21 protein-coding genes are annotated in these 24,584 nt (G+C 65.1%); 9 read left to right on the plus strand and 12 right to left on the minus strand.

All coding sequences use genetic code 11. The features are described from left to right. Nucleotides 1-132 precede the first annotated feature (132 nt). The 3 genes from AC1Q7Q_RS16595 (at nucleotide 133) to AC1Q7Q_RS16605 (ending at nucleotide 1,166) form a co-directional block, all read left to right on the plus strand. Nucleotides 133-390, plus strand: coding sequence for a hypothetical protein (locus tag AC1Q7Q_RS16595; RefSeq protein WP_309404653.1), 258 nt, complete (start codon nucleotides 133-135; stop codon nucleotides 388-390). Nucleotides 391-504: 114 nt separating this feature from the next. Beyond that, nucleotides 505-768, plus strand: coding sequence for a hypothetical protein (locus AC1Q7Q_RS16600; protein WP_253933418.1), 264 nt, complete (start codon nucleotides 505-507; stop codon nucleotides 766-768). Nucleotides 769-947: 179 nt separating this feature from the next. Continuing rightward, complete coding sequence (locus AC1Q7Q_RS16605; RefSeq protein ID WP_174428212.1) at nucleotides 948-1,166, plus strand: hypothetical protein; 219 nt, start codon at nucleotides 948-950, stop codon at nucleotides 1,164-1,166. Nucleotides 1,167-1,296: 130 nt separating this feature from the next. On the opposite strand, the gene AC1Q7Q_RS16610 is transcribed toward AC1Q7Q_RS16605, so the two are convergent. The 3 genes from AC1Q7Q_RS16610 to AC1Q7Q_RS16620 all read right to left on the minus strand — a co-directional run bounded on the left by AC1Q7Q_RS16610 (nucleotide 1,297) and on the right by AC1Q7Q_RS16620 (nucleotide 4,716). Beyond that, nucleotides 1,297-1,857, minus strand: coding sequence for an NADPH-dependent FMN reductase (locus tag AC1Q7Q_RS16610; RefSeq protein ID WP_492372393.1), 561 nt, complete (start codon nucleotides 1,855-1,857; stop codon nucleotides 1,297-1,299). Nucleotides 1,858-1,988: 131 nt separating this feature from the next. Further along, the gene (locus AC1Q7Q_RS16615) at nucleotides 1,989-3,065 is read right to left on the minus strand and encodes an enoyl-CoA hydratase/isomerase family protein (RefSeq protein ID WP_492372394.1); all 1,077 of its coding nucleotides are present in this window, start codon (nucleotides 3,063-3,065) and stop codon (nucleotides 1,989-1,991) included. A gap of 88 nt (nucleotides 3,066-3,153) precedes the next feature. Continuing rightward, entirely contained in the window at nucleotides 3,154-4,716 is a 1,563-nt protein-coding gene (locus AC1Q7Q_RS16620; protein WP_492372395.1) for a methyl-accepting chemotaxis protein, read from the minus strand. A gap of 242 nt (nucleotides 4,717-4,958) precedes the next feature. Between AC1Q7Q_RS16620 and AC1Q7Q_RS16625 the strand changes: the two genes are divergently transcribed. After that, complete coding sequence (locus AC1Q7Q_RS16625) at nucleotides 4,959-5,855, plus strand: sterol desaturase family protein (protein ID WP_492372396.1); 897 nt, start codon at nucleotides 4,959-4,961, stop codon at nucleotides 5,853-5,855. Nucleotides 5,856-5,970: 115 nt separating this feature from the next. Here AC1Q7Q_RS16625 and typA read toward each other — a convergent pair whose 3' ends face one another. Next, complete coding sequence (gene typA, locus AC1Q7Q_RS16630) at nucleotides 5,971-7,791, minus strand: translational GTPase TypA (RefSeq protein WP_174428207.1); 1,821 nt, start codon at nucleotides 7,789-7,791, stop codon at nucleotides 5,971-5,973. 223 nt (nucleotides 7,792-8,014) lie between these two features. On the opposite strand from typA, the gene AC1Q7Q_RS16635 reads away from it, so the two are divergent. From AC1Q7Q_RS16635 to AC1Q7Q_RS16650, 4 genes are all read left to right on the plus strand, one after another. Further along, entirely contained in the window at nucleotides 8,015-8,494 is a 480-nt protein-coding gene (locus AC1Q7Q_RS16635) for a MarR family winged helix-turn-helix transcriptional regulator (RefSeq protein ID WP_052494620.1), read from the plus strand. A gap of 89 nt (nucleotides 8,495-8,583) precedes the next feature. After that, nucleotides 8,584-10,104, plus strand: a complete 1,521-nt coding sequence (locus tag AC1Q7Q_RS16640; RefSeq protein WP_492372397.1) for an AdeC/AdeK/OprM family multidrug efflux complex outer membrane factor — start codon at nucleotides 8,584-8,586, stop codon at nucleotides 10,102-10,104. A 72-nt stretch (nucleotides 10,105-10,176) separates the two neighbouring features. Further along, nucleotides 10,177-11,430, plus strand: a complete 1,254-nt coding sequence (locus AC1Q7Q_RS16645) for an HlyD family secretion protein (protein WP_477134416.1) — start codon at nucleotides 10,177-10,179, stop codon at nucleotides 11,428-11,430. Nucleotides 11,431-11,432: 2 nt separating this feature from the next. Further along, on the plus strand, nucleotides 11,433-13,037 hold the full coding sequence (locus AC1Q7Q_RS16650; protein WP_492372398.1) for a DHA2 family efflux MFS transporter permease subunit: 1,605 nt from the start codon (nucleotides 11,433-11,435) through the stop codon (nucleotides 13,035-13,037). A gap of 143 nt (nucleotides 13,038-13,180) precedes the next feature. Here the strand turns inward: AC1Q7Q_RS16650 and truB are convergent, their stop codons facing one another. The 7 genes from truB to scpB all read right to left on the minus strand — a co-directional run bounded on the left by truB (nucleotide 13,181) and on the right by scpB (nucleotide 23,002). Continuing rightward, nucleotides 13,181-14,128, minus strand: a complete 948-nt coding sequence (gene truB / locus AC1Q7Q_RS16655) for a tRNA pseudouridine(55) synthase TruB (RefSeq protein ID WP_492372399.1) — start codon at nucleotides 14,126-14,128, stop codon at nucleotides 13,181-13,183. 117 nt (nucleotides 14,129-14,245) lie between these two features. Then, a complete protein-coding gene (rbfA, locus tag AC1Q7Q_RS16660) occupies nucleotides 14,246-14,614 on the minus strand; it encodes a 30S ribosome-binding factor RbfA (protein ID WP_492372400.1) in 369 nt (122 codons plus the stop codon). 63 nt (nucleotides 14,615-14,677) lie between these two features. After that, nucleotides 14,678-17,578, minus strand: coding sequence for a translation initiation factor IF-2 (gene infB / locus AC1Q7Q_RS16665; protein ID WP_492372401.1), 2,901 nt, complete (start codon nucleotides 17,576-17,578; stop codon nucleotides 14,678-14,680). A 94-nt stretch (nucleotides 17,579-17,672) separates the two neighbouring features. Continuing rightward, nucleotides 17,673-19,148, minus strand: a complete 1,476-nt coding sequence (gene nusA, locus AC1Q7Q_RS16670) for a transcription termination factor NusA (protein WP_043347317.1) — start codon at nucleotides 19,146-19,148, stop codon at nucleotides 17,673-17,675. Next, complete coding sequence (rimP, locus tag AC1Q7Q_RS16675; RefSeq protein ID WP_043347318.1) at nucleotides 19,145-19,633, minus strand: ribosome maturation factor RimP; 489 nt, start codon at nucleotides 19,631-19,633, stop codon at nucleotides 19,145-19,147. Before rimP ends, nusA begins: the two co-directional genes overlap by 4 nt. 331 nt (nucleotides 19,634-19,964) lie before the next feature. Further along, complete coding sequence (rluB, locus tag AC1Q7Q_RS16680) at nucleotides 19,965-21,920, minus strand: 23S rRNA pseudouridine(2605) synthase RluB (protein ID WP_492387187.1); 1,956 nt, start codon at nucleotides 21,918-21,920, stop codon at nucleotides 19,965-19,967. 5 nt (nucleotides 21,921-21,925) lie between these two features. After that, the gene (gene scpB / locus AC1Q7Q_RS16685; RefSeq protein ID WP_492372402.1) at nucleotides 21,926-23,002 is read right to left on the minus strand and encodes an SMC-Scp complex subunit ScpB; all 1,077 of its coding nucleotides are present in this window, start codon (nucleotides 23,000-23,002) and stop codon (nucleotides 21,926-21,928) included. Nucleotides 23,003-23,128: 126 nt separating this feature from the next. Between scpB and AC1Q7Q_RS16690 the strand changes: the two genes are divergently transcribed. Continuing rightward, complete coding sequence (locus AC1Q7Q_RS16690) at nucleotides 23,129-23,569, plus strand: hypothetical protein (RefSeq protein WP_492372403.1); 441 nt, start codon at nucleotides 23,129-23,131, stop codon at nucleotides 23,567-23,569. A gap of 23 nt (nucleotides 23,570-23,592) precedes the next feature. On the opposite strand, the gene AC1Q7Q_RS16695 is transcribed toward AC1Q7Q_RS16690, so the two are convergent. Continuing rightward, the gene (locus AC1Q7Q_RS16695) at nucleotides 23,593-24,357 is read right to left on the minus strand and encodes a sulfite exporter TauE/SafE family protein (RefSeq protein WP_492372404.1); all 765 of its coding nucleotides are present in this window, start codon (nucleotides 24,355-24,357) and stop codon (nucleotides 23,593-23,595) included. Nucleotides 24,358-24,584: the final 227 nt, after the last annotated feature.

The following is a 24,584-nucleotide window of genomic DNA, read 5'->3' on the forward strand; positions in this document are numbered from 1 at the left end:
GCCTGCGTTTGCGGGCGATCTGCGATGGCATGGCCCGCCTTGGCACACTCCATGCGTTTGTACCTCCCGAGCGCAGCACAGATGCTCAACCCAAATGAACCAAAGTCCCAATCGCTCCCAAGGAGAACTGCCATGACTACCACCCTCGCCATCAAGGACCTGTCGGTCACCGAAGAACTCGACGCCCGCGCCATGCGCGCCGTGCGCGGCGGCTTCGTGCCCTTCATGCCCGTCTTCAGCCTGACCAAGATCGACTCGAACTTCAATGCTTCGCAGCTGATCGGCCAGACCCAGAACGTCGTGAACATGAACGGCAACAACACGGCCTTTGCCGACGACATCAAGTCCCACGTGACGTCGACCCAGAACGCCAGCAACAACATTTATTGAATGGTCCCGGCACCGGCAAGAGGCGGCACCGCCGCCTGCGCTGCCAGCCAGTACCCGCCATTTCCAGCGATCAAGTTCCAGCAATCAAGTCAAGTGAAGTCTAGGAGAACCATCATGTCATCCATCATCGTGCGCGACCTCGCCCTGAACCAAGACCTCGACAGCAAGTCCCTGGCCGCGGTGCGCGGCGGCAATTCCTGGTTGCAAGGACTGGGCCCGGTGGCCAACGTCAATGTCAACGTCAACCAGAACATCGCCCAGTTGCAGAGCATCAACGTAAACACGCTCAACAACGTCGGCGTGATCGGCTCCGGCTTCGGCCCGCTGAGCATCGACGTCAACCCGTCGCAGTGGGCCGCCACACACGCCGCGGTCTGAGCGAGATGCGCCCCGCTCCGTGGAAACCCAAGGGTTTCCACGGCTGTTGCGCACGAGCTGGCACTGCCCCGGAGGTAAAACCCGTGGCCTATACTGATCTGGCTGGGCTTGCCGCATCGCGCGCACCCACCCGGCGAACCCCGGCCGAGCCGGCCTTCGCCACCCTGCAGGAGGAAGTCATGGCCGTCATCGTCATCAAGGATTTGCCGGACAGCGTGGATCTCGACAGAGAAGCCATGGTGGCAATCACAGGCGGCGCGAGAACGCGCGCCGGTCATGCATGGACGTCGCGCAAGCTCGGGGGAGCCTTGCGCGTCATCAGCTATCCGGAGGGCTTTCCAGGCCAACCGCTGGCAGGCACGCAGTCGCGGCCGGCCGGGGACATCAAGCGCAAGTAAGTCGAATCAGAAGCGCAAGGCAGCGATATTCTGCCCTCCGCGCCCGTTGCCCTGTCGGCAACGGGCGTCAGTGTTTTTGGGGGATGGGTTTTGGGAGCGTTGGCGATTACTTTGCTGGTTACTTTGCCGCTTAACGAGCCGCGTTGCGCTCGATCCAGGCGGCGTAGGTAGCCAGGTATTTGCCCAGGAAGCCGCGGGTGGACTCGCTGGCGATGCCGCCCTGCTCGTCGAAGAGCTTGTCGACGCCGCTGATGTAGGCTTCCGGTTGCTGGAGGACCGGGATATTGAGGAAGACGAGCGACTGGCGCAGGTGGTGGTTGGCACCGAAGCCGCCGACAGCGCCAGGCGAGGCGCTGATGACGCCGCCGGGCTTGCCGTCCCAGGCGCTCTGGCCGTAGGGGCGCGAGCCGACGTCGATGGCGTTCTTGAGCGCGGCCGGCACCGAGCGGTTGTGCTCGGGTGTCACGAAGAGCACGGCGTCGGCGCGCCGGATGCGGTCACGAAAGGCGACCCATGGCGCGGGCGGGCTGGCGTCGTCGTCCTGGTTGTACAGCGGCAACTGGCCGATCTCGACGATTTCGAGCTTGAGCCCGGCCGGCGCCATCGCGGCCAGCGCGAGTGCCAGCTTGCGGTTGAAGGAGTCCTTGCGCAGGCTGCCTACCAATACGGCTACATCACGTGGAGTACTCATCGCGATTCCTTTCTCGTTCACAGCACTATGGGTGGGCGGAGCCGGCGCTCGCGCACCGCATTGCTGCGCCGCGGGGCCGCTCCAAGCGTCACTCTAATCCATTTGCGCGAAAGGAACCGCCAGTCGCCAGCCTACAGCGCCGCCAGCGGATGCTCACCATGTGCCCAGGGGCTGTCGAAAAACGCGTGCACGCGCTCGCGGGTGACCTCATCAAGGCGCGCTGGCTGCCACTTCGGCGCGTGGTCCTTGTCGACTGCCAGCGCGCGAATGCCCTCGACGCCGTCGCCATGGCGGAACACGTAGTACATCATGTCCAGCTCCATGCGCAGCTCGTCGTTCAGCGCCATGGTGCGGGCGCGGCGGATCTGCTCCAGCGTGACGTTGAGCATCAGCGGCGAACGCGCGCGCAGCATGGCGGCCGTCTGCGCGGCCCAGTCGGAGCCGGCATCGCTCACCGCTGCCACGATCCCGGTCACCGAGGCGCCGGCAAACAGGCCGTCGATCTCGTCCTGCAGCTTGGCCAGCTGGCTTTCGCCCGGCAGGCAGGCGGCGCGGTGCGCCGCAGTGGCCTCGTCGATGCAGGCGAGCACGGCGTCGCCATCGGCAAACTGACGCGCGCGCAGCACCTCCACCAGTTCCGCCATGGCATTGCCCGGCAGGTAGGCATCCGCCAGGCCTGCGTACAGCGCGTCGGCAGCATGAATCATGGCGCCGGTCAGGCCCAGGTATTCACCCAGGCGGCCGGGCGTGCGCGACAGGAACCAGCCGCCGCCCACGTCCGGGAACAAGCCGATATTGGTCTCCGGCATTGCCATCTTGGTCCGCTCGGTCACCAGACGGCGGCGTGCGCCTTGCGAGATGCCCATGCCCCCGCCCATCACCACGCCGTCCATCAGCGCGATGTAAGGCTTGGCGTAGGTATGGATCAAGTGATTGAGCGCGTATTCCTCGACGAAGAACTGATCGAGCGCCGGATCGCCGGCGAGCGCGGCCTTGTGGAAAAAGCGGATGTCGCCTCCGGCGCAAAAAGCCTTGCCGCCCGCGCCGGCGATGACTACGGCCGCCACTTCGGGCGCCACCGCCCATGCGTTGAGCGCCTGGGTGATGGCGCGAATCATCTCGAGCGACAGTGCGTTGAGCGCCTGGGGCCGGTTCAGCGTCAGGTAGCCGATGCCACCCCGGATCTCGCTTGTGACCAAGTCAGTCATGTCTCTTTTCTCCGCGAATGCAACCCGCAACTTTACACCAGCCAAGCTGCGCGCCGCACCCCCCTGAGCGGCGTCCGAGACACTGCGCTCAGGCCACCCGAAATGCCGACATCAGCCCGGTGAGCCGCTGCGCCTGGTCCTCCAGCGAAGCCGCTGCCGCAGCGGCCTGCTCGACCAGCGCGGCGTTCTGCTGGGTCATGCCGTCCATCTGCGCCACCGCCTGGTTGACCTGCTCGATGCCGCGCGATTGCTCATCGGATGCCGAACTAATGCCGCCCATGATGCCGCTCACGCGGCGCACCGCACCCACCATTTCCTGCATCACCTGCCCCGCTTGCTCGACCATCTCGCCGCCGGCGCGCACGCGCGACACAGAGTCGCCGATCAGCGTGCGAATCTCCTTGGACGCGCCCGCGCAGCGCTGCGAGAGATCGCGCACATCGCCCGCGACCACCGCAAAGCCTCGTCCGTGCTCGCCGGCCCGCGCGGCTTCCACCGCCGCGTTGAGAGCGAGGATATTGGTCTGGAATGCGATCTTCTCGATCACATCGATGATGTCGACGATCTTGTTGGCGCTGGCGTCGATCGCCTGCATGGTGCTGGCTACGCGCGCCACCGCGTCGCTGCCACGCTCCGCCAGGCCGGTGGCGCTGCTGGCCAGGTCATTGGCCTCGCGCGCGCTATCCGCGTTCTGGCGCACCGTGCCCGTGAGCTCCTCCATGCTGGACGCCGTTTCCTCGAGCGACGCGGCCTGCTGCTCCGTGCGTTGCGACAAGTCGCTGTTGCCGCTGGCAATCTGCTTGCTGGCGGCGGCAATGGAATCGGCCCCGCCACGCACGTCGCTCACCATCGCGGCCAGGCTCTCTTGCATGCGCCCGAGCATGGCGAGCATGCGGCCAGTCTCGCTGCGCTCCGCCTCGGCGCCGGAGCCAGCGCCATCCGCCTTCGCGCCAAGATCGCCGGCGGCGATGCGCTCGAAGCGGGCGATGGCCGTATCGAGCGGACCCACGATGGAACGCCGCAGGCGCCAGGCCACCACCGTGCTGAAACACAAGCCAAACCCCAGCACGCCGATCGACAGCGAGCGCAGCGTGGTGTAGCGCTCCTGCGACCCGTGATAGACCTCCAGCGCGCCGGCGAGCTGCAGCTTGCCCAACTCGGTATTGACGGCCGTGAAAGCGATATCGAGCTTGGGAATGGTTTCCAGCACGGCGCGCATCACCGCCTCGCGGTCGCCTTGCTTAAGCGCGGCGATCATCGGCGACACACCTTGCGTGAACAGCGCCTCGCGCTTGGCGGCGACGTCCGCGGCCGCGCGGGCTTCTTGCGCCGAACGCGGCAGCGCCAGATAGGCCTTCCAGGCCGCATCGGACTGGCGCGCAAAACCCTCGGCGGTATCAGCGCGCGCGCGAGCGTCGGCGGGATCGGCGGCGAAGGTGGCCTGGTCGAGCAAGACTCGCACGAGCAACTGGTTGGAACGCGCCTCGGCCAGGTTGACCGCGGCGGAGAGCTGATGCTGGTAGATCTGCCGCGTGGCGTCATTGCTGCGCGACATGCCAAGCCAGCCTACGGCACCGACAATCATCAACAGCGCATTGGTGACGATAGTCAGAATCCACAATCTTGTACCGATCGTAGTGTTGCGAAACATGAGGGCTCCCCGTTGGATTTAGTGCTGATGCGGCTCCGTTTTTGGCCGCCCCGCTATAACGGCGCCCCTCACCGCTCCTTGACCCCGCGCATGCGGATATTCAGTCATGCAAAATAATCAGGAATGCGAATGTGCGCAGGGAGCATTTTTGGGTGCGCTAGCGTACGCATTTGGCAACGCCGCACGACCGTATAGAGGATCGCCTCCAGACAAAACCGACAGAATCGGGCAACACTTTGCGCATGACACCGTCAACAATCGATCCCGGCCTGATCCTGCTAGCATTCGCGCCAGTCTTCCTGCTGACCATCGGCGCGGAGGCCTGGTACTGGGCCCGCCGCGACCCCGCCATCTACAGCCTGCGCGATACCGCGTCCAACGCTGCGCTGGCGCTGATGCACCAGGCGTCGGACGCGTTCTTCCTGTGGCTGATGGTGCGCACGGTCTACACGTGGAGCTACCAGCATGGCCTGAGGGCGATGCCGCAGACGGTCTGGTCGTTCCTGCTATTGCTGCTGCTGCAGGATTTCCTCTACTACTGGTTTCATCGCGCTAGCCATCGGGTGCGCTGGATGTGGGCTTCGCACGTCACCCATCATTCCTCGGAGGGCATGAATTTCTCGACGGCGTTCCGCCAGAGCCTGACGTATCCGCTCTCGGGCATGTGGCTGTTCTGGATTCCGCTGGCGCTGATTGGCTTCACGCCCGACTGGGTGATCCTGGCGGTGGGGTTGAACCTGGCCTTCCAGTTTTTCGTGCACACCCGGCTGGGCGGCCGCTGGCACCGGCTTGAATGGCTGTTCAATACGCCGTCAGTACACCGGGTACACCATGCGCGCAACCCGCAGTACATCGACCGCAACTATGCGGGCGTGCTGACCGTGTGGGACCGCATGTTCGGCTCCTTCGTGCCCGAAGAGGCGCCGCCCGAATACGGCATTACGCGTAGCATCGTCAGCCATAACCCGATCACTCTCACCTTCCATGAATGGCGCGGCATGTTCGCCGACGCGTGGCGTCATCGCGACCTGCGGCACCTCTGGAAACCGCCCGAGTGGCGTCATCCGCGCGACTTGGCGGCCAGGGACGTGCCGATGGCCGGCACCGCATATGGGACGGACCACAGCCAGGACGCATGATGGCTGAATAGGCCGAATAGGCTGGATAGCCGAAGGCGCCACGAAAAGCAGACAACAAAAAACCGCGCACAAGGCGCGGTTTTTTTGCTGGCAAAGTAGCCTGGGACGAAAACGCTTACACGGATTCGCGCGAAGCACGCTTACGCTCGTGCTCCTTCAGGTGACGCTTGCGCAGGCGGATGCTCTTCGGCGTGATCTCCACCAGTTCGTCGTCGGAGATGAACTCCACAGCGTATTCCAGCGACATCTGGATCGGCGTGACCAGGCGCACGGCTTCGTCGGTACCCGAGGCGCGCACGTTGGTCAGCTGCTTGCCCTTGATCGGGTTCACAACCAGGTCGTTGTCGCGGCTGTGGATGCCGATAATCATGCCTTCGTACAGTGCATCGCCCGGCTTGACGAACATGCGGCCGCGATCCTGCAGCTTCCACAGCGCGTAGGCCACGGCGTCGCCGTCGTCCTGCGAGATCAGCACGCCGTTGTGGCGCTCACCCAGGCCGCCTTCGCGCAGGGGCGCGTAGTCGTCGAAGATGTGGCTGATCAGGCCGGTGCCGCGGGTCAGCGTCAGGAACTCGCCCTGGAAGCCGATCAGGCCACGGGCCGGAACGCGGTACTCGAGGCGGGTGCGGCCCTTGCCGTCGGACGCCATGTCGAGCAATTCGCCCTTGCGGCGGCCCAGCTCTTCCATCACGCTGCCCTGGTGGCCGTCTTCGACGTCCACGGTCAGCAGTTCATACGGCTCGTGCTTGACGCCGTCAATTTCCTTGAACACCACGCGCGGGCGCGACACGGCCAGCTCGTAGCCTTCGCGGCGCATGTTTTCCAGCAGGATGGTCAGGTGCAGCTCGCCGCGGCCCGACACTTCGAAGATGGTGTCGTCGCCGGTCTCGGCCACGCGCAGCGCCACGTTCGACTTCAGTTCGCGGTCCAGGCGTTCGCGCAGCTGGCGGCTGGTCACGAACTTGCCTTCACGGCCGGCCAGCGGCGACGTGTTGACACAGAAGTTCATGGTCAGCGTGGGCTCGTCCACCTTCAGCATCGGCAGCGCGTCTTGCGCATCCGGTGCGCACACGGTGCAACCAATGCCCAGTTCTTCGATGCCGTTGATCAGCACGATGTCACCGGCTTCGGCTTCCGCCACGATTTCGCGCTCCAGGCCCTGGAACTTCAGCACCTGGTTGATACGACCCTTGATGGGGTTGCCTTCCGGGCCGAACTTGACCACCACGTCTTGCAGCGAACGGGCGCGGCCACGCGAAATGCGGCCTACGCCGATCTTGCCGACATAGCTGTTGTAATCGAGCGAGATGATCTGCAGCTGCAGCGGACCGTCCGGGTTGTCGTCACGGACCGGCACCTTGGCCAGCACGGTCTCGAACAGCGGCTTCATGTCGCCTTCGCGCACGTCGTCGGTCAGGCCGGCGTAGCCGTTCAGGCCGGATGCGTAGATCACCGGGAAATCGAGCTGCTCATCGGTGGCGCCCAGCTTGTCGAACAGGTCGAACGTCTGGTTGATCACCCATTCCGGACGCGCGCCCGGACGGTCGACCTTGTTGATCACCACGATCGGCTTCAGGCCCAGCGCCAGCGCCTTGCGCGTGACGAAACGGGTCTGCGGCATCGGGCCTTCGACAGCGTCAACCAGCAGCAGCACGCCGTCAACCATCGACAGCACGCGCTCCACTTCACCGCCGAAGTCGGCGTGGCCAGGGGTATCGACGATATTGATGTGGGTGCCGTTGTATTCGACAGCACAGTTCTTCGCGAGGATGGTGATCCCGCGTTCCTTTTCAATGTCGTTCGAGTCCATCACGCGCTCGACCATTTGCTGGTTGTCGCGGAAGGTGCCTGCCTGGCGCAGGAGTTGGTCGACCAGAGTGGTCTTGCCATGATCGACGTGAGCGATGATGGCGATATTGCGGATGGCGCGGGTCATTGCAGCGTCTCGCTTTGGGGCTGAGCATCAAAAGATAACCCGAAATTATAGCATGCTGCGGCGCAAAACCCGAGGACGACATTGGGAAGCTTCCCAAGCCGTCACCCCGTCACATACCCAATTATTGCGATATCCGCAATAGCAAATTGACGTCCTTGCGGATCGGCGAACGTGAACATATAGTTGCCACGGCAAACATTGCACCGACAAGCACCGAGCCGAGATGTCCGAGCAGAGCCAGCCCATTTCCGACGAAGCCTTCCCGTTCGACCCGGCCGAGTACCGCATGGGCGAAAGCATCGGCTATCTGATGGCACGCGCCAAGAACGTGCTGTCGCACGGCGTGGAGCAGGAGGTCGATGGCCTGGACATCACGCACGCCCAGGCCACCTGCCTGATGATGCTGGCCGCCGGCCGTGGCAGCACGGTGACTGACCTTGGCCGGGAGCTCAATTGCGATATGGGTTCGGTCACGCGCCTGCTCAGCCGCCTGGAAAAGCGCGGCCTGATCGAGCGTCAGCGCAGCGATGCCGACCGGCGTGTGGTCGACCTGTCGATCACGCCCGCCGGCCAGATCCTCGTGAACCAGCTGCCTCAGATCTATTGCCGCGTGCTGAACCGGCATTTCCGCGGCTTCTCCGAAGCCGAATTACAGACCTTCCGCTCGATGCTGCACCGGATCATCGGCAACAACAGCGGGTAGCGGCCAGGCTTGGCGGCCAGTGACGCCAGCGGCGCCACGATCTCTCAAATACAAGAACAAACACTAACGCTCTATCGCAGGGCACCCAGATGAACCAAGCTCTCTCTTCTTTTTCCGCTTTGTCGCCGCGCGCGCGCGCCGCGGGCCGCCGGACCGGCACGCTGGTGCTGACCGCACTGGCGGCCGCGGTGCTGACGGGCTGCGCCGCGTTCGGCAACTCGCACAGCACGCAGACCGTTACCGCGCCGGCCTCGCTCGCCAGCGCCCAGGCGCTGCCCTCGCAGCATGGCCAGTGGCCTTCGCTTGACTGGGTCGACCAGTTCAAGGACCCGCAACTGCGCGCCCTGGTCGACGAGGCGGTAAAGGACAGCCCCAGCCTGCAAGCCGCTTTCGCGCGTGTGGAAGCTTCCCGCGCGATGGCGGACGCCACGCGCAGCGCGCTGTACCCGCACGTCGACTTTGACGGCAGCCTGGTGCGCCAGCGCTTCTCGCAAACGGACCTGTTCGAAGGCACGCCGCTGGCCGGCTCGTGGCAGAACCAGTCACGCCTGCAAGCCGGGCTCTCCTATGATTTCGACTTCTGGGGCAAGAACCGCAAGGCGCTCGAAGCCGCGCTGTCCGACGACCGCGCCGCCGAGGCCGAAAGCCAGGCTTCGCGCCTGATCCTGACTACGTCGGTCGCCCGCACCTATGCCCGGCTGGCCGCCTTGTACGCGCAACGCGACGTGGCTGAGCGCGCCATCGCCCAGCGCCGCGGCCTGAGCGATCTGTCACGCGACCGGCTCAACGCCGGCCTGGACACGCAGGTCGAAACCACGCAGGCACGCGGCACGGTGGCATCGGCTCAAACCGACCTGTTGCGCGTGGATGAAGACATCCTGCTGGCGCGCAACCAGCTCGCCGCGCTGCTGGGCAAGGGCCCGGACCGCGGCCTGGCGATCCAGCGCCCGACCATCCTGGCGCAAAGCACGCCGCTGCTGCCGGACAACCTCACCATCGACCTGCTGGGCCGCCGCCCGGACCTGGTTGCCGCACGCTGGCGCGTGGAGGCCACCAGCAAGGATATCGAGGTGGCGCGCACGGAATTCCTGCCGGCCGTCACCTTGTCCGCTTTTGCCGGCGTTGCGTCGCTGGACCCGTCCAACCTGCTGATGGGCATCAGCCGGACCTTTGGCATCGGCCCGGCGATCCGCCTGCCGATCTTCGAGGGCGGCAAGCTGCGCGCCAACCTGAAGGGCAAGTACGCGCAATACGACCTCGCCGTGGCCAACTACAACCAGGCGCTGGTCGATGCGCTGCGCGAAGCCGCCGACACGGTGGCCAGCATCCGCAGCGTGGACACGCAGATCACGGCCCAGCGCGAGGCGCTGGCTCTCGCCGAGCGCGCCTACTCACTGTCCACCATCCGCTACAAGGCCGGGCTGGGCACCCAGCTCACGGTGCTCAATGCCGAAAGCAACGTGCTGCAGCAACGCCGCCTTGCCACCGACCTGCAGGCGCGCCGCCTGGACCTGCAGATGGGCCTGATGAAGGCGCTCGGCGGGGGTTACCAGGAACAAGCCGAAAGCGCCGGGACGGATGCGCAGAAGCCAGCCGAGGCACGCGGCTAAACGGTTAGGTGGCTACGGCCAAGCGGCCGGAAAAACAACGAGCAGTACCGACAGCATTCTTAAAAGACGATCATGAGCGATAACAAGCAAGCGGCCCAGACTCCCGCCTCCCCGGCGGCTCCCGTCAACAACAACGGCAAGCGCAAGCGCCTGCTGCTCTCGCTGACCGCCGCGGTCGTGGTGGCCGGCGTGGCCTACGGCATCTACTGGGGCATGTACGCGCGCCACTTCGAGAGCACCGACGACGCGTATGTCGCGGGCAACGTGGTGCAGGTCACCCCACTGGTCGGCGGCACCGTGATTTCGATCGCGGCCGACGACACGCAACTGGTCACCGCGGGCCAGCCCCTGATCCAGCTCGACCGCGCCGACTCGCAGGTCGCCATGGAGCAGGCCGAGGCGCAACTGGCGCAAGCCGTGCGTGAAGTGCGTACGCTCTACGTCAACAACGGCTCGCTGGCGGCCAACGTGACCATGCGCGAAGCCGACGTGGCCAAGGCGCGTGAAGATCTGAAGCGCCGCGAGGCCATCGCCGGCTCCGGCGCGGTTTCGGGCGAAGAAATCTCCCACGCACAGACCGCCCTCACGGCCGCGCAATCGGCGCTGCTGGCCACGCGCGAGCAACTGGCATCCAACAAGGTGCTGACCGACCAGACCACGGTGGAGAAGCACCCCAACGTGCAGCGCGCCGCCGCCAACCTGCGCGCCGCCTATCTCGCGTTCGCACGCTCGACACTGCCCGCGCCGGTGACCGGCTACGTGGCCAAGCGCTCGGTGCAGGTCGGCCAGCGCGTGGCCCCGGGCGCACCACTGATGGCCGTGGTGCCGCTGGACCAGGTGTGGATCGACGCCAACTTCAAGGAAGTGCAGATCACGCATATGCGCGTAGGCCAGCCGGTCACGCTGGAGGCCGACCTGTACGGCTCCAAGGTGACCTACAACGGTAAGGTGGAAGGCTTCTCGGCCGGCACCGGCTCGGCCTTCTCGCTGCTGCCGGCGCAGAACGCCACCGGCAACTGGATCAAGGTGGTGCAGCGCCTGCCGGTGCGCATCGCGCTGGACCCGCAGCAGCTCAAGGACCACCCGCTGCGAGTTGGCCTGTCGATGAACGTGACGGTGGATGTGCGCAAGGAAGAAGGCGCGGCCATGACCAACGCCACGGTTGCGCGCCCGATGCAGACCGACGTCTATGAGAAGGTCGCGCAGGACGCCGACGCGCTGATCGCCCGCATCATCTCGCTGAACAACGGCGGCCGCCAGGCGACCGAGCCCATGGCAGCGCCAGTCTCGTCGGCGCCGGCCGCCGCCAAGCCCGCCAACACCTGAACATGGCTACCTCCCTCCCCGCGCGCGACGGCGCCTCGCCCGGCCCGACGGCGCCAGCGGCGCGCCCCGCCGCGCCAGTGCCGTTGTCGGGCGCAAAGCTGATCGTCGGCACGATCGCGCTGTCGCTGGCCACGTTCATGAACGTGCTCGACTCCTCGATCGCCAACGTATCGATCCCGGCCATCTCGGGCGACCTTGGCGTGGCACCCAACCAGGGCACTTGGGTCATCACCTCGTTCGCGGTGGCGAACGCCATCTCGGTGCCGCTGACCGGATGGATGACCACGCGCTTCGGGGCGGTGCGGCTGTTCATCACTTCGATCCTGCTGTTCGTGATCTCGTCGTGGCTGTGCGGTGTCGCGCCCAACCTCGAAGTGCTGCTGGCCGCGCGCGTGCTGCAGGGCGCAGTGGCAGGGCCAATGATTCCGCTGTCGCAATCGCTGCTGCTGTCGAGCTATCCGCCGCAGAAAAGCACCATGGCGCTCGCCCTATGGGGCATGACCACGCTGGTGGCGCCGATCATGGGGCCGCTGCTGGGCGGCTGGATCTCGGACAACATGACCTGGCCGTGGATCTTCTACATCAACATCCCGGTGGGCCTGGGCGCCGCCTATGCGACCTGGGCGATCTACCGCGACCGCGAGACGCCGATCAAGATCCTGCCGATCGACCGGATCGGGCTGGCGCTGCTGGTGATCTGGGTAGGCTCGATGCAGCTCATGCTCGACAAGGGCAAGGAGCTCGACTGGTTTCACTCGACCTCGATCGTCGTGTTGACGGTGGTGGCCATTGTGGGCTTCCTGTTCTTCCTGATCTGGGAGAGCTACGAGAAGCATCCAATCGTCGATATCACCTTGTTCAAGGGACGTAACTTCAGCGCGGGGGTGGTGGCCATCTCGGTGGCCTACGGCCTGTTCTTCGGCAACCTGGTGATCCTGCCGCTATGGCTGCAAACCATCGTCGGCTATACCGCGACGGATGCCGGCATCGTGATGGCGCCGGTCGGGATCTTCGCCATCCTGCTGTCGCCGCTGATCGGCAAGAACCTGCCCAAGATGGATGCGCGCTGGGTCGCGACCATGGCCTTCGTCACCTTTGGCGTGGTCAGCCTGATGCGCTCGGGATTCACCTTGCAGGTCGATACCCGCACGCTGATGATCCCCACGCTGATCCAGGGCGCGGCGATGGCGATGTTCTTCATTCCGCTGACCTCGATCATCCTGTCGGGCCAGCCGCCGGAGAAGATCCCGTCGGCCTCCGGGGTGTCCAACTTCGTGCGGATCACGTTCGGTGCGATCGGTGCGTCGATCTCGACCACCATCTGGGAAAACCGCACGGCGCTGCATCACGCGCAACTGGTTGAACAGGTCAACCCGTACAACCCGACCTATCTCGACCAGCTCAACCACCTGATGCAGATGGGCATGAGCCAGGCCCAGGCCAACGGCCAGATCGAGCGCAGCATTTCGCAGCAGGCGGCCATGCTGGGCGCCAACGATATCTTCTGGATCTCGGGCGTGCTGTTCTTCGTGCTGATTGTCTTTGTCTGGCTGACCAAGCCCAAGAAGGGAGGCGATCTGGACGCCTCCGCGGCCGGGGCCCACTAACTGCATTAGTTGCACTCAGTACACGCGCCGCACAGCGAGGCCGATGCCGTCACAGGCATCGGCCTCGTGCTTTCTGGCCCTGCCCCCTCACCCCAGGCTCAAGCCGTCAGGATTTCGTGCCCGATGCAGCCGCATTGGCCGCGTTAGAGCTTGACCAGCCGCTCGGGCCGCAAGGCGCCTTCACGCATGCGCGCCACGCCAAGCAAGCGGCGCGGCTCGCCGCCATAGACACTGGCGAGTTCGTCTTCCGCCAGCGCCACGCCCGCCGGCAGGTCGCGCTGCGCGATGCGCTGGCCCTGCAGGAAGCGCGCCATCGCGGCCTCGTCGAGCGTCACTGCTACGCAGCGTTGCAACAGCGCATCGACCGGCGCAAGCATTCCGGGGCGCTCCTCGTCGGAGCGCTGCTCAATCTGCTCCAGCGTGACCGCGCCTTCCAGGCTCAGGTCGCCTACCGCCGTACGGCGCAAGCCGGTCAGGTGGGCGCCACACCCAAGCGCCTCGCCGATGTCCTCGGCCAGGGTGCGGATATAAGTGCCCTTGCTGCAGGTCACGCGCATGCTGAAGGTGGGCACCTGCGGCAGCCCGCAATCGAGCAGCATGATTTCGTGGATGGTGACGCGGCGCGCGGCGCGCTCCACCGTCTGGCCGGCACGTGCGTATTCGTACAGTGGACGCCCGTCCTTCTTCAGTGCGGAATGCATCGGCGGCACCTGCTCGATTTCGCCGGCGAAGCGCAGCATTGCGGCGCGTAGCGCCGCGATATCGCAGGTTACCGGACGCTCGGCGATTACCTCGCCCTCGGCGTCGCCGGTCGCGGTCTTGAGGCCCAGCCGCACAGTGGCTTCGTACGTCTTGTCGGCCTCGAGCAGGTCCTGCGAGAACTTGGTCGCCTCGCCAAAGCACAGCGGCAGCAAGCCGGTGGCCAGCGGGTCGAGCGTGCCGGTGTGTCCGGCCTTTAGCGCGCGCAGCATGCGCTTGGCACGCACCAGCGCATCGTTGGACGAAAGGCCGAGCGGCTTGTCGAGCAGCAGCACGCCATGCACCTCGCGGCGCGGTTGCCGGGGCGGGCGATTGGTGTTGGGATGGGTCATGACGGGGAGCTATGTGACGCCGGCAAAGCTTCGGGGCCGGGCGCGACAGACAGGGACAAAGGAGACGCGAAGCAACCAGCGCGAACAAGAAAACGGCCCGTGGTTACGGGCCGTCTATCAGTCTTCTTTTGCGCGTGTGGAGTTGGCTTCTTTGATCAGCTTGGACATCTCGATCGCTTGTTCCACCGAGGTATCGTGGAAGAAGCGCAGCGTCGGCACGGTATGGATATGCAACCGCTTGTAGAGCAGCGAATGCAGGTAACCGGACTTTTCGTTGAGGATGCCCTCCACTTCCGTAGCATCAGCCGCCAGGACGGTGAAGTACACCTTGGCGTGCGCGTAGTCGGGGGTCAGCGTGACCGACTGCAGTGTGACGAGCCCCAGGCGGGGATCGCGCAGCTCACGCTGGATCATCTCGGCCAGGTCGCGCTGGATCTGGTCGGAAATCCGGAGATTACGAGAGGAGATATTGCCTTTCTTGGCCATTCAATACGCTTGCTGTCGAGAAGGGCAGCGGCGGGCCAGTTGGCCCGCCGCCCGCAACACGCCTTACAGCGTGCGCGCCACCTCGGTGATTTCATACACTTCGAGCTGGTCGCCTTCCTGAACGTCGTTGAAGTTCTTGATCGACAAACCGCACTCGAAGCCTTGCTTGACTTCCTTGACGTCATCCTTGAAGCGCTTGAGCGAATCAAGCTCGCCGGTATGGATGACCACGTTGTTGCGCAGCACCCGTACCAGGGCGGTACGCTTGACCAGCCCGTCGGTGACCATACAACCAGCCACCGCGCCAATCTTCGGCACGCGGAAGACCTGGCGCACTTCGACCGTACCCAGCGTGACTTCGCGCTTTTCCGGTGCCAGCATGCCCGACATTGCCGCCTTGATCTCGTCTACCGCATCGTAAATGATGTTGTAGTAGCGAATATCGATGCCGTTGTTCTCGGCCAGCTTGCGCGCGCCAGCATCGGCACGCACGTTGAAACCGATGATGACCGCCTTCGAGGCCGTAGCCAGGTTGACGTCCGACTCCGAGATGCCGCCCACGCCGCCGTGCACGATCTGTACGCGCACTTCTTCGGTGGAGAGCTTCTGCAGCGATTGCACCAGTGCTTCCTGCGAACCCTGAACGTCGGCCTTGACGATCAACGGCAGCGTCTGCACTTCGCCTTCGCTCATCTGTTCCAGCATCGTTTCCAGCTTGGCCGCCTGCTGCTTGGCCAGCTTGACGTCGCGGTACTTGCCTTGACGGAACAGCGCGATTTCGCGCGCCTTGCGCTCGTCCGGCAGCACCAGCACTTCTTCACCAGCTGCCGGCACTTCGGACAGGCCCTGGATCTCGACCGGAATCGAGGGACCGGCTTCCTTGGTCGGCTTGCCGGTTTCGTCCAGCATGGCGCGAACGCGGCCATAAGCGCTGCCAGCCAGCACCACATCGCCACGCTTGAGCGTGCCGCTGGTGACCAGGATGGTTGCGATCGGGCCCTTGCCCTTGTCCAGCTGGGCTTCCACCACCAGGCCCTTGGCCGGGGCGTCCACCGGTGCCTTCAGTTCCAGCACTTCGGCCTGCAGCAATACTTGCTCGAGCAGGTCGTCGATACCGGCTCCGGTCTTGGCGGATACCGGGACGAACGGCGAATCACCGCCGTACTCTTCCGGCAGCACCTGCTCGGCCACCAGTTCCTGCTTGACGCGGTCCGGGTTGGCTTCGGGCTTGTCGATCTTGTTGATCGCGACCACGATGGGCACGCCCGCCGCCTTGGCGTGGGCAATGGCTTCCTTCGTCTGCGGCATCACGCCGTCGTCGGCCGCGACCACCAGGATCACGATGTCGGTTGCCTTGGCACCGCGAGCACGCATGGCCGTGAAGGCCTCGTGACCCGGGGTGTCCAGGAAGGTGATCACGCCGCGCTCGGTTTCCACATGGTAGGCACCGATGTGCTGCGTAATACCGCCGGCTTCGCCCGCCGCAACCTTGGCACGACGGATGTAGTCCAGCAGCGAGGTCTTGCCGTGGTCGACGTGACCCATCACGGTCACCACCGGCGGACGCGGCAGCTGCTCGGCGTCGGTGTGGTCTTCACCACCCACGACCAGCAGCGCTTCCGGATCGTCAAGCTTGGCGGCAAACGCCTTGTGGCCCATTTCTTCCACCACGATCATGGCGGTTTCCTGGTCCAGCACCTGGTTGATGGTCACCATCTGGCCGAGCTTCATCATCTGCTTGATGACCTCGGAAGCCTTGACGGCCATCTTGTGCGCCAGGTCGGCCACCGAAATGGTCTCGGGGATGTGCACTTCGCGCACCACCGGTTCCGTCGGCGCCTGGAAATTCGTGCCGCGATCGTCTTGCTGGTGACGGTTGCCACGGCCGCGCGGACCGCCGCGCCAGCCGCCAACGCCACCGGACGAATCGCCGCGGGTCTTCAGGCCGCTGCCCTTCTTCTTCGAGCCTTCGTCCTGCCAGGTCGAGGAAGTCCCTGCCTTCACTACCTTGCCGGTCTTCTTGTCGACGGTGGTGGTAGCGGTGGCCGTGGTCGTTGCGGGCTTCTTCTCGTCTTTCTTGACTTCGGTGCCAGGCGGCTTGACCGGTTTGTGCAGCGTGCCGGTTTGCTCGGCCTTCTTTTCTTCAGCCTTGCGTTCCGACGGCGCCTTGAGCACGCGCGCCGGCGCATTCAGCATCTGCTGAATGGCACGGGCTTCGGCTTCGGCGGCCTCGCGGCGCTTGCGCGCTGCGTCCTGTTCGGCACGCGCCTTGTCGGCAGCCTGCTTGGCGTCGTCGGCGGCCTTCTGCGCGGCAGCGCGTTCGGCGGCCAGGCGAGCCTTTTCGTCTTCGGCCTTCTTGCGCGAATCGTCGTCTTCCGGCGCCTTGGCCGTAGCGGCGGCGCGCAGGGCGGCAGCTTCCTCTTCCGCCTTGCGGGCGGCGAGCTCAGCCTGGCGGCGCTCTTCAGCCTCCAGCGCTTCCTGCTTGGCGCGACGCTCGACCTCCTCGCGTTCGGCCGCTTCCTGGCGTGCCTTCGACTCGGCTTCCTGGCGTGCCAGCAACTCGGCTTGCTGACGATCTTCCTCATCCTGGCGTGCCTGCTCGGCCGCATCGACCGGAAGCTCGACCACTTCGTGGCCATCGGCGCCATCGGTGGTAGCCTCGTCGCGCTTGATCAGGACGCGCTTCTTGCGCACCTCGACCTGCACCGTGCGAGTCTTGCCGGTGGAATCAGCCTGGCGGATCTCGGAGGTCTCACGCTTGGTCAACGTGATCTTCTTGCGCGCGCTGTCATCGGCCGCCCCGTGGGAACGCTTGAGGTAATCCAGCAACTTGGTCTTGTCGGATTCGGTGATGATGTCGTCAGGCGTCACCTTGCCCACCCCAGCTGCCTGCAATTGTTCCAGCAGGGCAGCTGCGCTGCGGCTCAGTTCTGCGGCCAGTTGGGCAACTGTTGTGCTTGCCATTCAAACCCTTTCAATGCTCGGTTTATACGTCGGGACAATTGTGTGTGGAATGCGCGCTCAAGCAGCCTGGAAAAGCACTACGTGAGCGTGTCCCTCAGTTAAACCAATGTTCCCGTGCTTTCATGATCAGCGCGCGGGCATCATCCTCGCCAAGACCAACCATGTCGACGAGTTCGTCGACGGCCAATTCGGCCAGTTCGTCACGCGTGTGGATATTGCCTTCGGCCAGCTTGCCGATCAGTTCCGGGGTCAGGCCGTCGAGCGAGCGCAGATCCTGCGACACCTCTTCCACCTTTTCTTCCCGGGCCAGTTCCATCGTCAAGAGCGCATCGCGGGCGCGGTTGCGCAGCTCGTTGACGGTATCTTCATCGAAGGCGTCGATTTCCAACATCTCGCTGATGGGCACATAGGCCACTTCTTCCAGCGTGGAGAAACCTTCGTCGATCAAGATGTCAGCCACTTCTTCGTCCACGTCCAGCTTGGCCATGAACAACTTGCGCACCACGTCGCTTTCCTCGGCTTGCTTCTGTGCCGATTCTTCCTGCGTCATGATGTTGATCTGCCAGCCGGTCAGCTCGGACGCCAGGCGTACGTTCTGACCACTGCGGCCGATGGCGACGGCGAGGTTTTCCTCGTCGACCACCACGTCCATGCTGTGCTTTTCCTCGTCGACAACGATCGACTGTACCTGTGCCGGCGCCAGGGCGCCAATCACGAACTGCGCCGGGTCTTCCGACCACAGCACGATGTCGACCGCCTCGCCGCCAATCTCGTTACGCACCGCGGTCACCCGCGTGCCGCGCACGCCGACGCAGGTACCGATCGGATCGATACGCTTGTCATGCGCCACCACGGCGATCTTGGCGCGCACGCCGGGGTCGCGAGCGGCTGCCTTGATTTCCAGCAGGCCCTGCTCCATCTCCGGCACTTCGTTCTCGAACAGCTTGATCAGGAACTCGGGCGCGGTGCGCGAGAGCTCGATCTGCGGACCGCGTGCCGTGCGGTCCACATTCAGGATATATGCGCGGACACGGTCGCCGGTGCGCAGGTTTTCCTTGGGGATGATCTGGTCGCGGGCCAGCAGCGCTTCGACGCGACCGGACTCGACGATCAGGCCCTTCTTGTCGGCACGCTTGACCGTGCCGGTCATGACCTTCTCGCCACGATCAAGGTAATCGTTGAGGATCTGCTCGCGCTCGGCGTCACGGATCTTCTGCAGGATCACCTGCTTGGCGGCTTGCGCACCGATACGGCCGAACTCGACCGACTCGATCTGCTCTTCGACAAACTCATCCAGCTGGATGTCCGGATCCTGCTCGCGTGCCTCGAACATGAGGATTTGCTTGTCCGGCTCCTGCAGGCCCTGTTCATCGGGGACTACAAGCCAGCGGCGGAACGTCTCGTGCTCACCGGACTCACGATCGATGGCGACGCGAATATCCACATCTTCCTCGAAACGCTTCTTGGTTGCCGAAGCGAGTGCCGCTTCCAGCGCACCGAATACCACATCCTTGTCGACGTTCTTCTCACGCGCAAGCGCATCGACGAGCAACAGAACTTCGCGGCTCATTGCTTGTTCCCTTTTTTCTGATTTCCTTTGAAGTCGATCACCGGCACCAGGCGTGCGCGATCAACATCGGATATGGTGAATTCCAGCAGCGCCGTGCCGTTCTGGCCTTCGAACTCGAGGCCAATCTGCTCTGCCCCCGGCTCACCGGTAGGCGTCTGCAAGATGCCGACGAAGTTCTTCTGCCCGTTGACCGGAAGGCGCAAGGTAACCCTGGCTTCCTGGCCCGCGAAGCGGACGAAGTCAGCCAGTTTCTTGAGCGGCCGGTCCAGCCCCGGCGAGGACACTTCGAGGCGCTCGTAGTCGATGTTCTCGACGGTGAGCACGTGGGTAAGCTGACGGCTTACCTTCTCGCAATCCTCAATGACGATGCCGGTTTCAGGCTGATCGATATAGACGCGCATGAGTCCGCCTGGAGCGCGCTCGAGCTCAACCAGCTCGTACCCCATGCCGTTCAGGGTGGTTTCGATCAAATCTGCCAGATGCACTGTATTCCCGAATAATGGCCATCAATACCGTGGCAGACCCAGCCCATCGGCACGGCCGTCTTGGTTGACGGCTTCAGCCAGCTTGCCTGCCAGTCATCCCGACCGGCGCGCCGCGAAACACGGCAAGCACACGAAACGGGCGAAGCAAAAAAAAAATGGGCGCAATGCCCATCATTCGCCCACCCTTTTGCAGGATGACTTTTGAATAGACTTTGATTATACGCTGTCGCGGTGCAAAAGGCAAAGGCACCCAGCTTTGGCAAGACAGGGATGCGGCCTGCGCCGCTCTTTTCCCTGCCAGGCCCGCCCAAGGCACCCTGCCTCGCATCGCTCAACGATTGCCGTCGCGGCCACCACCACGAGGACGGCGATTGCCGTTGGGCTTGCCGGCCTGCGGCATCACATTCCCATTGGCTTCGCCACCACCGCGGCGCTGGGAACGATTCTGACCGCCGCCCATGCCGCCCATGCCGCCGCCCATGCCAGCGCCACGGCCGCCACTGCGGCCGCCGCGGCCCGGGCCGCCCGGGCCGCGGGGGGAACCCGCCGCGCCACCACCCAGCTTGGTGGTATGGGACGTCAGCAGGGTCGGGCCACCGATGTAGCCCATCGACGTTTGCATCGGATCCGGCTGGCCGCGGCCAGCACCGCTGCCGCGCGGGCCGTTGCCGCGGTTGACGCGCGGCAGGCCGTCCATGCCGGTCGGCATCGGCATGCCGGCAATGGCTGCCTCGGTGCGCTGCTGCCGGCCACCCACCTTGCTGCCGCCGCGGGGACCGCTATCCCCCTTGGACGGCGCCTTCAGGCCGATGGATGCCATCAGCGCGCGCACGTCGTCCGCCGCGAGTTCCTGCCAGCGGCCGCGCTTCAGGCCGCGCGGCAGCAGGAACTGGCCGTAACGGGTACGGATCAGGCGCGACACGGTCAGGCCGACGGCCTCGAACATGCGGCGGACTTCGCGGTTGCGGCCTTCGGTCAGCGCCACGTGGTACCAGTGGTTGATGCCTTCGCCACCACCGTCCGCGATGCGCAGAAAATTAGCCTCGCCATCGTCGAGCTTGATGCCATGCAGCAGGCGCTGGCGATCGGCCTCGGCCAGCTCACCCAGCGTGCGCACCGCATATTCGCGCTCCACGCCGTAGCGCGGATGCATGAACTTGTTGGCGATATCGCCCGAGGAGGTAAAGATCAGCAAGCCCTCGGTGTTGAAGTCGAGGCGGCCCACGGCCACCCACTTCCCTGCCTTGATGCGCGGCAGGCTGTCGAACACGGTCGGACGGCCTTCCGGATCCGACTGGCTGACGATTTCGCCGGACGGCTTGTGATACAGCAGCACGCGCGGAGGCTTGGACGACACACGGCGATGAATCAGCTTGCCGTTGACCCGGACCTGGTCTGCCGGCAGGATGCGCTGGCCGATGTGGGCAGGCAGGCCATTGACCGAAACCCGGCCCTGCAGGATCAGCTCTTCCATTTCCCGGCGCGAGCCCAGTCCACCCTCGGCGAGCACTTTGTGCAGCTTGGGCGCATCATCGTCTGCAGACAGCTCGCGCACCGGCTTGACCCGGGCCTGCGGACCGCTCGACTCTTCCTGGTCGTACTGACCGGAAATGACAAAGCGGAAGAGGTCCTCACCGCTCGCGGCGGCGGGCGCCTTCTCAGGCACACCCGCGGCTGGGCGCTGCGCGCCGCCTTTGCCCTTGTTACCCTTGCCTTGCTGGCGCGGGCCACCTTGCTGCCCTTCGGCGCCACCACGGCGAGCCGCGCCTTGCGGCTGCTGGCCTTGCTGCGGCTTGCGCTTGCGGGCGCCATTCCCGTTCGGGTTGGCGCGCGCGCCGTCACGCTGGCGCTCGCCCGTGGCTTCTCCGCCAGCTTCGCTTGCGCCTTCGGCATTGTCACCGCTGAAGTTCCGGCGGCCTCGCGGCGCCGGGCGTTCGCCCTGCTGCTCGCCGGCCTGCACAGCCTCGCCTTCCGCGAGCTTGCGTTTGCCACGCGTACGTCCCTTCCTTGCGCCGTCGCCACGCGCGTCTTGCGCGGCGCCCGCATCGGGGCCGCCCGCAGGGATTGCCGCCCCGCCGTCCGCGGCACGGTCGCCGTCGCGGTCCTGCGCGGCCTGGCGGCGCGTGGCCACCAGATTGCGCAAGCCACGGCGCAGGCCCTTGCGGCGCGGCGCGCCATCGGTGCCGGCGCCGCCTTCGGCGCCATTGCCGGCATCGCCGGCCGGCGTATCCGCCTGGCGGACGTCTTGATCAGAATCGGACAAGGTATTCACATTCGGATGTTGCATGGTGTTCAGTTGGACACGCGCTGGTCGTGCTCGTCGTGCTCGCTGGGGTGCGCCGGATTCGTCGTGGACGCCCCCGGGACTTCGGACGCCTGCTCGCCGGAGGCCACTTGTACGTGGTAACCGTTGGCGGGCGTGTCCGTTTGCTCATTTGTTTCACCGTCTTCGACGGCTTGCTCCGCGGCTATGTCGCCAGACAGCGCGCCGGCGGGCTCGGCGGACACCGGCTCGCTCCCTGGCTCACTGCCTGGCCCGGGCGTCGCCGGCACTTCCGCCTCGGCCTCGGGCGCGGGTGTGAACCCGGCTTCCGCTTGCGCCAAGGCCTCCTTCCTTTCAAACGCATCCACCAAATCGGCGATGCCATCCATGGCGCCGGCCGCAAGACCGTCGGGGGCAACCACGCCGGAAGAGGTCGGTTCACCCTCTCCGGCATCCGCCGCAACCAGCGCGGCAGCGCCGGCCTGATCAGCGCCAGGTTCCGCGAATGCCTCTTCGTCGCTATCCGCCGGCACCTTGCCCAGCGCCTCGAAGTCAATCGGCTCCTGATTCAGCAGCGCGACCTGCGCCTGGGCCTGGATGTCCTCCAGCGGCGGCAATTCATCGAGCGTGCGCAGGCCAAGGTCATCAAGGAAGTTCTTGGTGGTGGCATAAAGCGCAGGCCGCCCGGGCACGTCACGGTGGCCGATCACCTCGATCCAGCTGCGGTCCTCGAGCTTCTTCACGACTTCGGTGCTGACCGCGACACCACGGATTTCCTCGATATCGCCCCGCGTGACCGGTTGCCGGTAGGCAATGATCGCCAGCGTCTCCATCACGGCGCGGGAGTACTTGGGCGGCTTTTCAGGATTCAGCCGATCCAGGTATTCACGCATGACAGGGCGGCTCTGGAAACGCCAGCCACTGGCCAGTGCCACGAGTTCCACGCCGCGTTGCTCCCAGTCGCGGCGCAGCTCTTCGAGCAGCACACGAATGGTGTCGGCACCGACGTCGTCGGCAAACAGCCGGCGCAAGTCATTGACGCGCAAGGGTTCCTGCGCGCAGATCAGCGCGGTCTCGAGGACGATCTTCGCCTCTTGGGTATTCATGTTGATTGCGTGCAGCCTGTCTTTGCACCTGCGCCCCGGTTGATCCCGGGCGCACTGGAGATTGCGGGTTCAGCGGTAGGGATTGCCACCGCCATCTGGCCGCGCAGCCAACCGCATGCTTGATGCATGCCAGCCGTGCGCCTTCTTTTATTGCATCGGGTGCCGGACCTGACCGGCAGGAGATCGCCCGGCCACCGGCATTATCTGCCAGTCGACGGAGCCCTTGCGTCGCGCCTTCCCCCTGATGTGGCGGACCTGTCCGGCGCGGCGTTTATCATCGAACGCGCCGGGTGCAAGAAAATACGGATATCGGGCCTGCCGGCCTATTTCACCCCGCCCTGCCGTAGCTGGTCTTTTGAACCGAATCTTTTGAACCGGACGGCGGATGGGGAACGGTCCCTGGCGCTGATGCCTGCCTGGGTGTTCCTGGCATGCATCCCTGAGCAGCGGATGCTACCTGACGATGCCACGATGAAATACGTGCGCGATATCGCTGTTCTTGCGATTGTATGGCATTCCCTGGCAAACCTGCAACCGATTCGCACAGCTACCTCAGCGAAGAAGTGACAGATACACCACGAAGCAGCGCTTCAGAAGACCAGGCAGAATCCATGCGCGGCAAGCGTCTCAGGCAAAAGCAGCGCGCGCGCCACCCCGGCCAAGCCAAAGGCCACCACCGCAAGCCCAGCGCCAGCCCGCAACGCCGGGCGCCGCGAAAGCTGCCTGAGATAGCCGGACAGGCCCGAGATCACCAGCAGGTTCGGCAGGGTGCCCAGGCCAAACACGGCCATCACCAGCGCGCCCGACGGGGCATTGCCGGCCAGCAACGCCATGGCAAGAGCACCGTACACCATGCCGCACGGGACCAGCCCCCAGGCTAGCCCCATGCCGTAGCGGCGCAGCAACCGGCCCTGCCCATGCGCCCGGGCCACAGCCGGCAAGCGCGCCCCGACGGCACCAAGGCCGCGCAGCAAGCCACCCGCGCCCCGGGCGGCGAGCCGCTCCAGCCAACCCGTACCCATGGTGCGCCCGCGCAACATCCACAAGCCCGACAGCACCAGCATTACACTGCCGACCCCGAACAGCCAGCGCTGCAGCGGCAGGTACTGCGTCTTCCAGACGCCGGCGCCAAGGGCGCCCAGCAAGCCTCCCAGCACCGCATACATGCTCAGCCGCCCGGCATGCATGACAAGCAGTTCCAGCAACCAATGGCCGGGACGCCGGAGCACCGTGGCAGGCACGCGCGCAACGCCGCCCTGCTCCGCCGCCAGCGCGATCCCGCCGCACATGGCGGCGCAGTGCACGCCGCCCAGCAATGCCAAGGTAAATACGCTGATAAGCACGCCTATGGTCAACTTCTCCTCCCAATCACACAATCGCAACGTCTGGCGCGGTAAAATGCGGCGAACGCGCCCCCGCAGCTCCAAGAGGCGCTATCAACATGAGGCCTTGCGCCCGCGCACACCAGCGCGCTCGCACAACATGACGACGGGCACGGCAAGCCGCGCTGCACAGATAGCGCACTGCCGCAAGACCCGCGCGCCAGGCCGATGTGGATAGCGCTTCCAACCGACGACTCTCA

The organism is Cupriavidus sp. GW823-FHT07A04 (assembly GCF_058794615.1).

Coding starts and splice junctions, on each gene's coding strand:
- AC1Q7Q_RS16595 (WP_309404653.1), top strand. CDS start 133: ATGACTACCACCCTCGCCATCAAGGACCTGTCGGTCACCGAAGAACTC.
- AC1Q7Q_RS16600 (WP_253933418.1), top strand. CDS start 505: ATGTCATCCATCATCGTGCGCGACCTCGCCCTGAACCAAGACCTCGAC.
- AC1Q7Q_RS16605 (WP_174428212.1), top strand. CDS start 948: ATGGCCGTCATCGTCATCAAGGATTTGCCGGACAGCGTGGATCTCGAC.
- AC1Q7Q_RS16610 (WP_492372393.1), bottom strand. CDS start 1,857: ATGAGTACTCCACGTGATGTAGCCGTATTGGTAGGCAGCCTGCGCAAG.
- AC1Q7Q_RS16615 (WP_492372394.1), bottom strand. CDS start 3,065: ATGACTGACTTGGTCACAAGCGAGATCCGGGGTGGCATCGGCTACCTG.
- AC1Q7Q_RS16620 (WP_492372395.1), bottom strand. CDS start 4,716: ATGTTTCGCAACACTACGATCGGTACAAGATTGTGGATTCTGACTATC.
- AC1Q7Q_RS16625 (WP_492372396.1), top strand. CDS start 4,959: ATGACACCGTCAACAATCGATCCCGGCCTGATCCTGCTAGCATTCGCG.
- typA (WP_174428207.1), bottom strand. CDS start 7,791: ATGACCCGCGCCATCCGCAATATCGCCATCATCGCTCACGTCGATCAT.
- AC1Q7Q_RS16635 (WP_052494620.1), top strand. CDS start 8,015: ATGTCCGAGCAGAGCCAGCCCATTTCCGACGAAGCCTTCCCGTTCGAC.
- AC1Q7Q_RS16640 (WP_492372397.1), top strand. CDS start 8,584: ATGAACCAAGCTCTCTCTTCTTTTTCCGCTTTGTCGCCGCGCGCGCGC.
- AC1Q7Q_RS16645 (WP_477134416.1), top strand. CDS start 10,177: ATGAGCGATAACAAGCAAGCGGCCCAGACTCCCGCCTCCCCGGCGGCT.
- AC1Q7Q_RS16650 (WP_492372398.1), top strand. CDS start 11,433: ATGGCTACCTCCCTCCCCGCGCGCGACGGCGCCTCGCCCGGCCCGACG.
- truB (WP_492372399.1), bottom strand. CDS start 14,128: ATGACCCATCCCAACACCAATCGCCCGCCCCGGCAACCGCGCCGCGAG.
- rbfA (WP_492372400.1), bottom strand. CDS start 14,614: ATGGCCAAGAAAGGCAATATCTCCTCTCGTAATCTCCGGATTTCCGAC.
- infB (WP_492372401.1), bottom strand. CDS start 17,578: ATGGCAAGCACAACAGTTGCCCAACTGGCCGCAGAACTGAGCCGCAGC.
- nusA (WP_043347317.1), bottom strand. CDS start 19,148: ATGAGCCGCGAAGTTCTGTTGCTCGTCGATGCGCTTGCGCGTGAGAAG.
- rluB (WP_492387187.1), bottom strand. CDS start 21,920: ATGCAACATCCGAATGTGAATACCTTGTCCGATTCTGATCAAGACGTC.
- scpB (WP_492372402.1), bottom strand. CDS start 23,002: ATGAATACCCAAGAGGCGAAGATCGTCCTCGAGACCGCGCTGATCTGC.
- AC1Q7Q_RS16690 (WP_492372403.1), top strand. CDS start 23,129: ATGCCAGCCGTGCGCCTTCTTTTATTGCATCGGGTGCCGGACCTGACC.